At 39.8% G+C, this 13,041-nt stretch carries 17 protein-coding genes; 10 read left to right on the top strand and 7 right to left on the bottom strand.

Going from position 1 to position 13,041, the window contains the following annotated elements; translation table 11 throughout:
* Positions 1-4: 4 nt before the first annotated feature.
* Positions 5-397, top strand: coding sequence for a 30S ribosomal protein S9 (gene rpsI, locus ACE4RR_RS14105; protein WP_375536071.1), 393 nt, complete (start codon positions 5-7; stop codon positions 395-397).
* A gap of 146 nt (positions 398-543) precedes the next feature.
* Here the strand turns inward: rpsI and ACE4RR_RS14100 are convergent, their stop codons facing one another.
* Genes ACE4RR_RS14100 through ACE4RR_RS14085 form a run of 4 tightly spaced genes read right to left on the bottom strand, consistent with a single transcriptional unit; the run spans position 544 to position 3,107 of the window.
* Positions 544-756: a hypothetical protein gene (locus tag ACE4RR_RS14100; protein WP_375536070.1), complete on the bottom strand. Its 213-nt coding sequence runs from the start codon at positions 754-756 to the stop codon at positions 544-546.
* Positions 757-770: 14 nt separating this feature from the next.
* Entirely contained in the window at positions 771-1,562 is a 792-nt protein-coding gene (locus tag ACE4RR_RS14095; RefSeq protein ID WP_375536069.1) for a CPBP family intramembrane glutamic endopeptidase, read from the bottom strand.
* A gap of 40 nt (positions 1,563-1,602) precedes the next feature.
* Positions 1,603-2,715 carry a DUF1648 domain-containing protein gene (locus ACE4RR_RS14090; protein ID WP_375536068.1) on the bottom strand — a complete coding sequence of 371 codons (1,113 nt, stop codon included), beginning with the start codon at positions 2,713-2,715 and terminating at the stop codon, positions 1,603-1,605.
* Positions 2,712-3,107 (bottom strand): GntR family transcriptional regulator, encoded by a 396-nt coding sequence (locus ACE4RR_RS14085; protein WP_375536067.1) that lies wholly within the window; start codon positions 3,105-3,107, stop codon positions 2,712-2,714. The genes ACE4RR_RS14090 and ACE4RR_RS14085 overlap by 4 nt, the downstream gene beginning before the upstream one ends.
* Positions 3,108-3,307: 200 nt before the next feature.
* Between ACE4RR_RS14085 and ACE4RR_RS14080 the strand changes: the two genes are divergently transcribed.
* From ACE4RR_RS14080 to ACE4RR_RS14060, 5 genes are all read left to right on the top strand, one after another.
* A complete protein-coding gene (locus ACE4RR_RS14080) occupies positions 3,308-4,000 on the top strand; it encodes a response regulator transcription factor (RefSeq protein WP_375536066.1) in 693 nt (230 codons plus the stop codon).
* 93 nt (positions 4,001-4,093) lie between these two features.
* A complete protein-coding gene (locus tag ACE4RR_RS14075) occupies positions 4,094-5,017 on the top strand; it encodes an ATP-binding cassette domain-containing protein (RefSeq protein ID WP_375536065.1) in 924 nt (307 codons plus the stop codon).
* On the top strand, positions 5,010-5,759 hold the full coding sequence (locus ACE4RR_RS14070; protein ID WP_375536064.1) for an ABC transporter permease: 750 nt from the start codon (positions 5,010-5,012) through the stop codon (positions 5,757-5,759). The genes ACE4RR_RS14075 and ACE4RR_RS14070 overlap by 8 nt, the downstream gene beginning before the upstream one ends.
* A 21-nt stretch (positions 5,760-5,780) precedes the next feature.
* Positions 5,781-6,680 (top strand): sensor histidine kinase, encoded by a 900-nt coding sequence (locus tag ACE4RR_RS14065; protein WP_375536063.1) that lies wholly within the window; start codon positions 5,781-5,783, stop codon positions 6,678-6,680.
* A gap of 27 nt (positions 6,681-6,707) precedes the next feature.
* Complete coding sequence (locus ACE4RR_RS14060) at positions 6,708-6,863, top strand: hypothetical protein (protein ID WP_375536062.1); 156 nt, start codon at positions 6,708-6,710, stop codon at positions 6,861-6,863.
* Between the two features lie 128 nt (positions 6,864-6,991).
* Here ACE4RR_RS14060 and ACE4RR_RS14055 read toward each other — a convergent pair whose 3' ends face one another.
* Positions 6,992-7,489 (bottom strand): hypothetical protein, encoded by a 498-nt coding sequence (locus ACE4RR_RS14055; RefSeq protein ID WP_375536061.1) that lies wholly within the window; start codon positions 7,487-7,489, stop codon positions 6,992-6,994.
* 22 nt (positions 7,490-7,511) lie between these two features.
* On the bottom strand, positions 7,512-7,889 hold the full coding sequence (locus ACE4RR_RS14050) for a hypothetical protein (RefSeq protein ID WP_375536060.1): 378 nt from the start codon (positions 7,887-7,889) through the stop codon (positions 7,512-7,514).
* 219 nt (positions 7,890-8,108) lie between these two features.
* Here ACE4RR_RS14050 and ACE4RR_RS14045 point away from each other — a divergent pair, with 219 nt between their 5' ends.
* Both ACE4RR_RS14045 and ACE4RR_RS14040 read left to right on the top strand, forming a co-directional pair.
* Positions 8,109-9,227 carry a sensor histidine kinase gene (locus tag ACE4RR_RS14045; RefSeq protein WP_375536059.1) on the top strand — a complete coding sequence of 373 codons (1,119 nt, stop codon included), beginning with the start codon at positions 8,109-8,111 and terminating at the stop codon, positions 9,225-9,227.
* Entirely contained in the window at positions 9,199-9,885 is a 687-nt protein-coding gene (locus tag ACE4RR_RS14040) for a response regulator transcription factor (RefSeq protein ID WP_375536058.1), read from the top strand. Before ACE4RR_RS14045 ends, ACE4RR_RS14040 begins: the two co-directional genes overlap by 29 nt.
* Positions 9,886-10,108: 223 nt before the next feature.
* On the opposite strand, the gene ACE4RR_RS14035 is transcribed toward ACE4RR_RS14040, so the two are convergent.
* Positions 10,109-10,882: an IclR family transcriptional regulator gene (locus ACE4RR_RS14035; RefSeq protein WP_375536057.1), complete on the bottom strand. Its 774-nt coding sequence runs from the start codon at positions 10,880-10,882 to the stop codon at positions 10,109-10,111.
* Between the two features lie 157 nt (positions 10,883-11,039).
* Between ACE4RR_RS14035 and ACE4RR_RS14030 the strand changes: the two genes are divergently transcribed.
* Together ACE4RR_RS14030 and ACE4RR_RS14025 are read left to right on the top strand one after the other, a co-directional pair.
* On the top strand, positions 11,040-11,699 hold the full coding sequence (locus tag ACE4RR_RS14030) for an RraA family protein (protein WP_375536056.1): 660 nt from the start codon (positions 11,040-11,042) through the stop codon (positions 11,697-11,699).
* 77 nt (positions 11,700-11,776) lie between these two features.
* Complete coding sequence (locus ACE4RR_RS14025) at positions 11,777-13,039, top strand: ABC transporter substrate-binding protein (RefSeq protein ID WP_375536055.1); 1,263 nt, start codon at positions 11,777-11,779, stop codon at positions 13,037-13,039.
* The last annotated feature ends 2 nt before the right edge of the window (positions 13,040-13,041 follow it).

Here is a 13,041-nt window from a genome sequence, read left to right as displayed (position 1 = left end):
TATCTTGGCACAAGTGCAATACTACGGAACAGGACGTCGTAAGAACTCTGTTGCACGTGTTTTCGTCGTACCTGGTGACGGCAGAATCACGATCAACAACCGCGACATTGATGAATACTTTGACCTTGAAACACTCAAGCTGGTTGTAAAGCAGCCACTTAACGAAATTGGCGTAATCGGCCAATATGATTTAAAAGTAAACGTAAAAGGCGGAGGCTTTACCGGCCAGGCCGGCGCTATCCGTCACGGTGTAGCCCGTGCTCTTCTCGAAGTGGACCCAGATTTCCGCAGCCCGCTGAAATCTGCAGGATTCCTTACTCGTGATTCGCGCATGAAAGAGCGTAAGAAATACGGTCTCAAATCAGCACGTCGTGCACCACAGTTCTCCAAGCGTTAATATTCCCTTCCTATCAAGGGTCTGCCCTCTTTGCTCTCACGGAGCAAGGAGGGCTTTTTCATGTCCACATAGGGGATTGAAGGCTCCTTGAAGGCCCTGAGTTAAAATCACATGGGTGTAAATACACTTACACATGTATATGTGAACTAGCTTTTTTCACTAAGGTCGTTTATTTCTCTTTCAATAAGAAACACAGAAATTTCAAAAGCATCTATTCGTCTTTTGGCTAGGGTGATTTGAGATTTATATCTGTTAGGGTTTTCTTTAGCTTCAAAAGATTTTACTGTTTCTCTAAGTTTGTTTAGTGTTGAGTCAATTTGACGTTTTGCTTCAACTAAGTCAGACACTTTAATATCCATATAAATCACTCCTTTCAAATCAATGAAGATAAAATGGAGATGAATACAAAAGTCAGATGAGTAGCCATGTGTGCAATCATTGCAGCCTCAAGCCCCTTGCGCCAATAAAGCCAACCATAGATGATACCACCAAACCCATTTAAAAAGATCATTCGGGCAAATATCATTGGAGTCATGTCTGTAGCTGCGGACGTTGCTCCATAATGACCTAGTCCAAAGAGCAGAGCAGATAGGGTAATACCAGTCCATACAATAACTGAGGTCGGTTGAGTTTTGCTGCGTTGAAAGATCTTCCACATGATAAAGACTAATAAAGTCATTACACCCCAACGAAGCATTAGTTCTTCAGCAATCCCTCCATACAACAGCCGTGTAGCGAGGTCAAATAAATCAATAGCCTCAGCATCTGAAACGTGAAGGACTTCTGGAAGAAAAGGCTGAAGTAAGGCATCTGAAGTTACAATGATGACCCCGCCAATTACCCCTAAAAGAGCGGATATCTTAAAGATAGCTCTTAATCGACTTAACAAAGGCCTGTCATATCGATCTTTTTCATAGATAAAAGAATAGAATCCTGTTCTCTCAGCTAAAAAATGACCAATGAGCAGGCCGACGATAATAAATAGCAGAGGGTTAATTAAAGACAGAACAGCTATTATTTCTATTGGCAGTTCTAAGGGAACACCGAGCTTCTCCAGCTGCTGGGGAATAAGTTCTATGTGCGTTGGCAGCAAGGAAAGAACTGCAATAACACCAACCAGCAGAAAAAATATAAAAGAGCGCCACGGTTTTCTAACATGCTGCATGTATTCACCTCATTCTTTTGCATTAATGACTGGACTTTCTCTACAGCATAAGAAGTGTTGGGATACCTGCTGCGATCGCGATAAGTCCGATTAATAACAGCCATGCTATTGGCCTAGCAAAATTAATCGTCCAGCCAATACCAAAGCGTTTTTCCAAAAATAACGCCGGGTCATTTGGATTAAAGTAAATTTGACCGAGCTTCCAATGGATATCATCATCTCGATCCACGGAATCCAATTGCTCTACGCCACCCATTTGAATGCGACTTCCTCCCTGACCTGTCGAAAATGATATTGCAAGCGCAGCAACCAGAATAATTCCGCTGCATACTAAACTCACAATAGTAACCATATGTTGATTTGTCAGATAAAAATAGCTCCATTGCATAAATGAAAACATGATCGTTAAAAGAGTTGAAGTGAAGAGGAGAAAGAGAGACCACCTTCTCCGGAACAAGGTGACCTGTTGAAAGGATCTATCTGGAGATTCTGCATTCAAATGTTGCTTTGACTTAGCAATAACCGTATTGATAAAGATAAACAACAGGATGAGATACGATTGCATGATGGGAAGGAGAAAGGCAGTACGATAGCTTTTCTCAACAGCATTGGTCACTTCTCCCGCAAAGTTTACTTTCATCGTCAGGATATTCGGCAGCCGATCATAAAATAGCGCGGTAAGTATAGTGGTTAGAATCGTAATCGCAAATGGAATAACATACCAAAGATTTGAATAGATAAGCCTCTGTGCACGAAAATCTGTGCGCACTAAAACCTCCTGTGTCTTGTCCTGCGTCCAATTGGACTCTTTTTTTAATCGCTTCATTTCGTAATGAAATTTCAAATAGACACCAAATGAAAGAAAGAGTAGAAGCAAAATGACGGCGGCAAATACCATACTCAAAGTTTCTTCATTGGCAGACAGCATCGAACCTGCCCAAATAAATCCGCCTACTGTAACAATAGTGAGAAGAAGCATGGAACGGACATAACGGTTTCTGATCATTCGTAATGGCTCAGTATTATAAACCTTCTCAGGAATGGAAACCCCAAAACTTTCTGTCTTGCGTGTTAAATATGGAATACACGTTAAGATAAGTGCGACTGGTAATAAAACCATTGATAAAACAACAATGAGTGCATTGAAGGTCATTCTTCATCCTCTCCTTCTCGAAATTCATCAAGTACTTCCTGAAACAAAGCTGCAACGGATTCATTGGATAGGTCTTTACAAAGGCTTTCCGCTATGAGCGGGCGCAGCGTCTGTTTCAACGTCTCCTTATACTTGCTATCTGCTTTCGGTACACCCGCCGGATGAATAACCACACCCTTCTGCCGGTGAATCTGAATATATCCTTCCTGTTTCAACTGCTGGTAAGCCTTATTCACTGTATGAAAGTTGATACCAATGTCTGACGCTAACGAGCGAACAGACGGCAGCGGATCGTTAGGGCGCAGCTCTCTTTTAGCAATGCCGATAATGATTTGCTTCACAATTTGCGAATAAATAGCATCCTTTGATTCAAAATTAAGTGAAAAGAGCAAATGGGGTAACCTTCTTTCTGTTTTAACTGTTATACATATAATATAACAGTTAAAACAGAAAGTAAACGGTTTTGATTGTGAATGTGCGCTTTAATCCAACATGGCAATTCTTACGAGAATCAAGAGCACGAATAAGTCTTCACTTGACATTGAACTAATTTCAATAAATGATAATGGTATTAATTATGAGGATGATCAGGTTGAGAAAATCGGTAAATATTTTAATAATTGAAGATGATGAGGATATTAATCAACTGCTATGTAATATTGTAAGGAAAAGCGGCTATTCTCCTAAGCCGGCTTATTCAGGCACGGAAGCAATGATTTACCTCGACAGCTCAACATGGGATATGGTATTAATTGATCTTATGCTCCCTGGTTTGTCTGGGGAAGAGGTCTTAGAAAAGGTATCAAAAGAGAGCCACATTCCTATCATTATTATTTCTGCAAAGCTTGAAACACAGACAAAAATTAATGCTTTAAGAGCTGGGGCAGATGACTATATTACAAAGCCTTTCGATATTGAAGAGGTATCTGCCAGAATTGATTCTTGCCTTAGAAGATATCGTGATTTCTCGAATGATTCAATAACTTATCAAATGAGCCATAAAGATATGGTGCTGGATACGAATACAAAAAAAGTGACAGTGCATGGAAAAGAGCTCAAATTAACGGCTCGGGAATATGAGATATTACATCTAATGATGTCCTCCCCTAACAAGGTCTTTTCCAAAGCTAATTTGTTCGAGAGTGTCTGGCATGAGAAATTCTACGGCGACGATAACACCATTAATGTACATTTAAGTAATATCAGGAGTAAGCTTGCGAAAGCAAATCAGCATGAAGAGTATATTGAAACGATCTGGGGGATGGGCTACAAACTTAAAACTTAAGGTTTTCTTAAGAATTTACTTAATACTTTCTTATGTTTTCCTTCTTAATATGAAGAGTGTGCAAATAAATCTTTGGCTAGGAGGAGAACTTTGATGAAGGAATATGTGTTAAGAACAAACCAATTGTCTAAAAAATATCAAAACAATATGGCCATTAATAAAGTGAGTGTATTGATAAAAAAAGGGTCAATTTATGGTTTTATAGGTCAAAATGGGGCTGGGAAATCAACGCTGATTCGTCTAGTAACGGGACTCGCCTATCCGACATCAGGCACGTTTGAATTATTTGGAGAAACCAATAATAAAAACATTGTTGAAGCTAGAAAAAGAATTGGAACAATCATTGAAGGACCTGCTTTATATCCGCAGATGACAGCTGCGGAAAATTTAGAAGCACACCGACTTTTGAAAGGAATACCGGGGAAAGAGTGTGTGGTAAAAAACCTAAAGCTGGTAGATTTACACAATACCGGAAAAAAGAAGGCAAAGGATTTTTCTTTAGGAATGAAGCAGCGTCTTGGAATTGCGATAGCATTACTGGGAGATCCTGAATTTCTGATTCTTGATGAGCCTATTAATGGACTAGACCCAATGGGTGTTGTAGAAATCCGGGAATTATTAAAGAAGCTTAACCGGGAACATGGCATTACCATTCTAATCTCAAGTCATATTTTAAGTGAACTCCATTTATTAGCTACGCATTATGGGATTATCCATGAAGGAGCATTGTTAGAGCAATTATCAGCAAAAGAATTACAAGAAAAGTGTCAGCAGTACCTTCATATAAAAACAAATGATACAAACAAAGCCGCAACAGTATTAGAAGAAAATTTATCAACTCAAGATTTTGAAGTTATGCCTGATGGAACCATTAAGTTGTTTGCCTATGTTAATGTGCCGGGAAAAGTCTCCAACATTCTAACTACTGAAGGATTGGTCATAGAAGAGTTTATGCCCATGGGAGAAAATTTGGAAACATACTTCAGCAAGCGTATCGGCGGTGTCCAGCATGGGTAATTTATTCAAAACAGAGTGGTATAAGTTAAAGAAAAACCGGTCCTTTCGCTTCCTATCCTGGATGTTACTTACTGCTGCTGTGTTGTTTCCGCTTATAGAGTTCGATAATGGAGCTTCTGGCCTGCCTACAGTAAAAGATTTCTATATAGAGAGTGTGCTCGGCCCCCATGCTAATATAGTGAAGCTGCTCCCAAGTATTCTCGCCGGTTTCTTTATTACAAGTGAATATTCCATGGGTACGATGAAAAGTATTGTTTCTTCCGGCAACAGCAGATTACGTATCTATTTTGCAAAGCTTATCGTCTTCTCTATCGGAACTGTTATTATCTCTTTAATATTACCTGTGGTAATGACTGGAGCAGGCGCTCTCTATTTTGGATTTGATAATATGCCTGAATGGACATACTACCTCCAGACAACCGGGCTGATTATATTATATGGGGCAGCCTTCGCCTCGATCATGGCAGTTTTTTCTATTCTATTTACCGACAGTGGAAAAACGATTGGATTTCTTCTAATGTTTTTTATATTTGTTGATTGGCCGCTGCAAATGTTAGCAGCTAAATTTTCATTTTTTGAACCAATTCTTAATCACTCCGTTTTTAAGTTAGTATACGACATTATTATTGTAGACAGCTTGAACAATGTTGATTTGGTCACCCTTGCAGTTGTACCCATTCTAACTTTTCTGTTATTTGGAATCATAGGGTGCATCATATTTCAAAGAAAAGAAATTAAGTAAACACAAAGTGGGTGAGGGAAGGTGCTCTATTTATTCATAACTGTCATGATAGGTTTTGCCTACCTCCTCACTCGTTTGTACTTTCTGAAAAAGGAAATAAAAAGTGCAGCTCGGCAGCTCCAACAATTAAATCAAAATAATACAGCCAAGAAGCTCGATATTAGCTATCATGACAGGGATTTTGAGGAACTGGCAAAGGAAATAAATAATCAGATTGATCTAACGAAACAGGCAGAGGCAGTAAAACGCTCCAGTGAGAACGAGTTAAAACAAGCTATATCCCATATTTCTCATGATATACGTACACCAATGACATCAATCTTAGGGTATATTCAATCTTTAGAATCGGATGAACTCAGCCGTGAGGTAAAGAAGAAGTATATAGAAACGATCAAAAATAGTGCCGGAAGATTAAAGGTTTTACTCGAAGATTTTTTCGAGTTATCCATTATTGAGCAATCAGATTATCCTTTGAAAATGGAGAGAGTCCAGCTTAACGATTTGGTTATGGAGGTGCTGTTTGGATTTTATCAGGAGTTTAATGAGAAGAACATCGAGCCCCAGATCCAAATTTCAGAAAATGATGTTCTTATAATGGCTGATCCCTCTGCAGTTAAAAGAGTGGTAGAAAATCTGGTAATAAATGCAATCAGGTACTCAACTGGAGAGGTAACCATCAACCTAAGAAGAATTAATTCCGTTGTTCAACTTAAAATTTCCAACTCTGTGGATCAACTGAGTAAACAAGAAGTGAACCACCTGTTTGACCGCTTTTATAAGGCGGATCAAACAAGGACAGAAGGTGGCACGGGACTGGGTTTACCAATTGCTAAAAGCTTGATGGAAAAAATGAACGGGATGATTTATGCTGAGTTAAAAGATAGTCATTTAAATATGATTTGTGAATGGAAATCTAAATAATAGTATATTGAGTCCGGGAGGTGCATGATGCAAAAAGCAATCACAATTCATTATCAATCTGACAAAAAGAATAACGTAAGTGAATTAAATCAACTTCTTGAAGAGGGGTGGAAGGTCGTATCTCAGAGTCCCGTTGGATTGGTGCCGATGGTATCTTCCCTTGTTATTCTGGAGAAAGATTAAAGAACATTCTTCGGAAATCGTTGAAGAAAAAAAGACCAACAGATTAATTACCGCCTTTGCAAAAGCCGCTTCCTTCTAGAGGAGGCGGGGTTTTTTATTTTATAAAGAAATGCTTCTCTAATCTTATGTCAGCCCTGCAACAAATGCTGTCGATAATATTTTAAAAACCCTACAAATATTAAAATTGATCCTATAATATTAAAGGCAACACGAAAGCCATGGACGATCAAAAATTCGCGGGCCGTTTGTATAAGAAATGCTACGGAATGTACAGCATCTCCCTCGATAAACATAATTTCATTGCGTGGCCACTCAAATATCATGGATACGAGGCCTTCGCATAGAATCATTACCACGCTGCCCATTACCCAATATCGTGCAGATTTAGTACTCCAGGAGAATAGAGCAGCGAATATTCCACTAACGATGCTTAACAGGCCAAGCGTTGGAAAAAAAGTTCCGGGGCTCGCAACCGCCATAAAATCTAAAGCTGTTTCAAAGGAATTGGGGATATCATAGAATATATTTGGATACACCATAAAGGTATCAAGCAGTATGCTGCCCAGCATAATCCATTGAATCCATAGATGAGATAAAAGGAAAGTAAATGCAGTTTTCTTTTTCATTTTTACAAGCTCCTTCATAATTTTATTCTGCTCTCCTTGCTAGAGACGCAATAACTCCAGCAGCAAGACCCCAGACTATATTTGTGATAAGCACACTGACAACGGCAAACGGATTCTTTAACGGTCCCTGCAATGTGCCGGTGATCATTGGTGACATTATCGCGCTTATGAGAATCGCCAAAACACCATAGCAAAATCCTGTAAGCATAAGAGTTCTTATCGGATGGGACGATTTTTTCGAGGCAGCAATGATCCACACGACTGTAATTAAAATTGTTATTATGATACTGGCTTGAGGCTGACCGATAGCTTCAAGTGCCCCTGTCATGCTTAACAGTGGGCGCAGTAATGCGGTACATGCAAGAAATATAATTAGTGGCCAATTCGGTTGGAAACTCATGAAATTCACTCCTAAATTCATTTACTACTGCTATTCTATAAAGTGTTTCTAAACGAATTCTTTCTACTTTCTTAAATATTTCTTAAATCATCTTTCTTCTCGGTACCTTCATCTTATGAAAGGTTTAAAATACAAGAAAAGCTAAGATTTTCGCCTGGTGGACCTGGCGACAATCCTAGGGAATCTAACGTATTCTGATCATAGAAAGAGGTGGAATAGATGTCTATAAGAAAGCGGCTGATTCTCTCCAATATAGGGATGGTTCTGCTGCCGATTCTCGCTTTGTTTATAATGGAGATTTTCTTAGGGGTTCTGCTGTTTCGACTGCTTGATATCGGCCCAAACAATCGAGTGGAAATATTTACGAGGCTGCGTTTTGCCGGCTTGATCCTAATATTGATTTTGACAAATGGACTTTTAACCTACTATGTATCGAAAAGCATACTTTCCCCTGTTAGGAAGCTCTCAGACGCCTCACGGCAAATAGCCGGAGGAAATCTTGATTTTGAGATAAAGTCAGAGCGCAGCGATGAAATCGGAGAGCTGTCCGAAAACTTTAATGAAATGAGAAAAAAGCTGAAGGAAGCTGAGGGTATCCAGAGAAAATATGAAGAAAACCGACAGGAATTAATTGCAAGCATTTCACATGACTTAAAGACACCTATTACCTCCATAAAGGGTTACGTAGCTGGTATTCGTGATGGTGTGGCTGATACTCCAGAAAGAATGGAGCGTTATGTACAGACGATCGAAAAAAAGACATTAGAAATGGAGCATTTAATTGATGAACTTTTTCTCTACTCACGCCTGGATGTAAACCGTGTTCCTTTTCAATTTGCAAAAGTCGACCTGTCCCTTTACTTCCAAGACCTTCTCGCGGATATCCGCTTCGATCAGCCAGCTTTAGAAGCTTCCCTGCAGACGAGAGCAGAGGATACGTACCATGCAAAAGCAGACAGAGAGCAGTTGAGCAGGGCTGTACGAAATATCATTCAAAACAGCTTAAAGTATATGAATTCGAGCGAAAGAAAACTTACAATCGTATTGAAGAAAATAGAAATGAATCTCGAGGTAACAATAAAAGACAATGGACCAGGGATCCCGGCCAGGCATCTGCCACATGTGTTTGACCAATTTTATAGGGCTGATCCATCACGCAGCTCAGTGGTGGGAGGGAGTGGACTAGGACTTGCGATAGCGAAGAAGATTATCGAAGCACATAACGGGCGCATTTGGGTGGAAAGCAAAGAGCGGGAAGGAACGAGTGTTATATTCACGTTAAATCAGTGGGAGGAAGAGGTGGAGCGGCATGGATCGGATTTTGATTATCGAGGATGATGAAAGTATCGCCCAGCTAGAACGGGACTATCTTGAAATGAATGGCTTCGAGATTGATATCGAGGCTGATGGAGAAGCTGGCCTTCAGAAAGCTGAATCAGATAATTATGATCTTATTCTATTAGATTTAATGCTTCCAATCATGAATGGTTTTGAAATCTGTAGACAGCTGCGAAAAAAGACGGAAATCCCAATACTCATGATTACTGCTAAAACGGACGACATCGATAAGATTCGGGGTCTCGGCATCGGGGCGGATGACTATATCGTAAAGCCATTCAGCCCGAACGAATTAGTTGCCCGCGTTAAAGCTCATCTTTCAAGATATAAAAGGCTTGTGCAGCGTGAAAACTCCGTGCGTGAAATCAGCATCAAAGGCCTTCGCATCGACCAGGCATCCCGGCGCGTTTTTCTACACGGAGAAGAAAAAACATTAACCGCTAAAGAATATGACCTCTTAGTATTTTTAGCTGCGCATCCTAACAGAGTATTCAACAAAGACGAACTGTTTGAACGGATCTGGGGCCTTGATGCGATAGGTGATAACTCTACGATTACCGTACATATACGAAGGATACGTGAAAAAATAGAAACTGCACCCCACCGTCAAAAATTTATTGAAACGATCTGGGGAGTCGGTTACAGATTTTTGCCATGACAAACTTTCTATTTTCTAAATGTTAGAAGGCGCCAGTGCTGTAACACGGACGGCCAATATAATATACTGGTTTCCCCAAAGGAGATCGGCTGCTGACAAGAATAATCCATCCTTTAAGCTGAGTATCTCAAGGATGGATTATTTTATTTATTGAATATGCAAGGGGCAGATTCTTATGTTCTAACTGAGAGTATGGGATCTTTTGCGATATATTTAATAGGCGTTAACGTTCCTCTACATTGTAACCAAGCTCAATTGATATTTTTTGTGCTGTGTCACGTACTTTTTCTCCAAAGATAGGAATTTTGGCTACAGGTAAATCTTTTACCAATGAAGTGATGCTTATCGCCGCGATTACTTTGCCTGTGTTATCTAGAATGGGAGCCCCAATACATCGTATGCCTTCTTCCATTTGTTCGTCTTCTATAGCGTAGCCCATGATGCGCACGTCCTCAATGTCTTCTAATACTTCCTCTACTGTTGTATAGCTTTTAGCTGTAAATGCTTCAAGTTTATCTTTCACCGCATTTTTAATCTCTTCTTTATTCATGCCGGATGCTAACGCTTTTCCTACTCCTGATAGATGTAATGGCAGTGTGTCCCCAATTTGTGTGGCGAACTGCACGAAACTGTCGCTCTTTACTTTCTCGATATAAACGGGTTGGTCGTCGACAAGGACGGCCAGATGACATGAAAAAGATGTATCTTTAATAAGCAGCTCCATATAAGGCTTGGCAACGTTACGAATGTCAGCATTTCTATAGTAGCTCATTCCTAGATGAAAGATGGCGTGGCCAAGGCTGAATTTTCCATCATTAGTTTTTTCAATGAAATTATTTTTCTCCAATGTGTTTAATATGACGAAAACCGTTGACTTAGGGATGTTAAGCTGCTTATGGATCTCTGACACAGTCATTTTTTTAGTATTCGATAAAGCGTTCAAAATAGTAATTGCTTTGTCCAATGCTGGTACGGTGTATTCTTTTTTTGTAGTCAACTCTATCATCCCCTATTAAATAAAGACTTAACTACTTTCAAGTATATCAAAATTGAAGAAATTAATACAAATAATTTCTTGACAATTATGCTGATGATGGGCTATATTTTTTGTATATAGAACATTGTTCAAAATATTGATTGAAGGAGGATTGCTTATGCAGAAGAGTGAGAATGTATTCTTGAAAATGAAAGAAAAACTGTATTCAGCCGTAATTAGTGACAGTCTGGATGATCTTGGTTTTAGAAATCAAGTGATGAGAGAAGACATTACCTCATTAAAAGAGGGCGATATCATTGTAGGAAGAGCTAAAACAATATTGGCTGTAGATGTCGACTACATCCCGGACGATCCATATGGAAAAGAAATCGAAGCGATTGACAGTATAGTGCCGGATGAAGTTGTGGTAGCATCGACCAATCAATCTAAACAAAATGGCATGTGGGGAGAACTTTTATCAACAGCATCGAAAGTTAGAGGAGCAAATGGAGCTGTCATTGATGGGTTTGTCAGGGATACGCAGAAGATACTGGATCTTGATTTTCCTGTGTATGCTACAGGCAGAAAGCCAGTCGATTCTAAAGGTCGGGGGATCGTTTTAAATTATGATTGTCTTGTAAATTGTGGAGGAGTCATAGTACAGCCCGGCGACTTTGTATTTGCTGACATCGACGGGGTTGTGGTAATACCAAATCAATTATTTGATCAAGTAGTTGAGCTTTCATTAGATAAAGTGAAAAGAGAAAATTCGACCAGGGATGAATTACTTGCAGGTGGATATTTAAAGGATATTTATGATAAATATGGTGTTTTATAGGTTTAGGTATTAAATTCTGAATATTAAGTATCTATTATATTAAACACTGTTTATAAAATTATTGAAGGAGGGGAAAAATGAGCCGGGTAAAAAACTGGGGTAGTTTCATTACTTTTGTGCTTATGATGAGTCTTCTGACGGCATGCGGGGGCGAGGATAATACGGAATCAGAAGCAGGAAGCAATGCTGATGGGACGGATGAAAATAGCGGAGGGGAAACCGCTACTCTAGAGCTTTGGCATTACTTTGTAGAAGGAAATGAAAGGGTTTTAACAGAATATGTTAACAAATTTAATGAAGAAAATGAAAATGTAGATATCGAGCTTACCTTCGTCCCATACGAAGAGTTATCGAATCAACTTCTTGTAGCAACATCGGGCGGTCAATCCCCGGACATGGTTATCGGAGGAATCAATGAGGTTCAATATTACGGTGAATCCGGAGCGCTTATCGATATGACCTCCTATACTGATGAGTGGGAATATTTAGATAGTATCCCTGAAGGAATTCAAGATATTCATCAGCTTGATGGAAGTTATTACGGTCTCCCAATTAAAACAAATGCGATTGCCATGTTTTATAATACCGATGTAGTAGAGACTCCTCCGGAAACATGGGATGAGTTGAGGGATGCAGCAGCGGAAGCAACAACAGATTCGATGGCAGGATTCGCGGCTTCCGCACATAACTCTCAGCAGGGGACCGCTTCATGGTATCCATTTCTTTTAACAACCGGGGAAACCATTAACTCGATCGATTCCGCCGGCGGGGAGAAAGCCTTGCAGCTGTGGACTGATCTGATAGAGGATGGTTCCATGTCGGAAGAAGTAATTAATAAAAGTTTGCAGGATGTGACAATGGACTTTGCCAATGAGAGAGCAGCGATGAGTATAGGCGGTCCTTGGGACATACCCATTATTGAAGAAGAAGCACCAGATTTAAACTGGGCACTTGCAGAAATTCCAAAGGATGAAGAAAGTACTTCTCTGGTAGGGGGAGAGAGCATTTCGATTACGGATGAAGCTAACAAGGATGAGGCGTGGGAGTTTATCGAGTGGTTTTTAAGTCCTGAGGTTCATAAAGAATATGTTATCGATGATCAGCAGTTTCCTGTAATGGAAGATGTCTTTGAAGATCCGTACTTTCAGGAAGATGAATCACGTAAAGTTATATCGAATATTATTCAAACATCTAAAGGTTACGAGTGGGGCCAAAACCACGGAGATTATAACAGCATAGTTTATACGACCCTGCAGAATGTTCTGACTGGTTCAGCTAGTATAGAAGATGCGCTTCAGGACGCACAGAGGCAGGCAGATGAAATTGAGGATAGTGAGTAACT

This window comes from Alteribacillus sp. HJP-4 (assembly GCF_042139015.1).
Taxonomy (GTDB): domain Bacteria; phylum Bacillota; class Bacilli; order Bacillales; family Marinococcaceae; genus JBHIKY01.
Note: the sequence above shows the minus strand (reverse complement) of the source record. Positions and strands in the feature narration are given on the sequence as shown.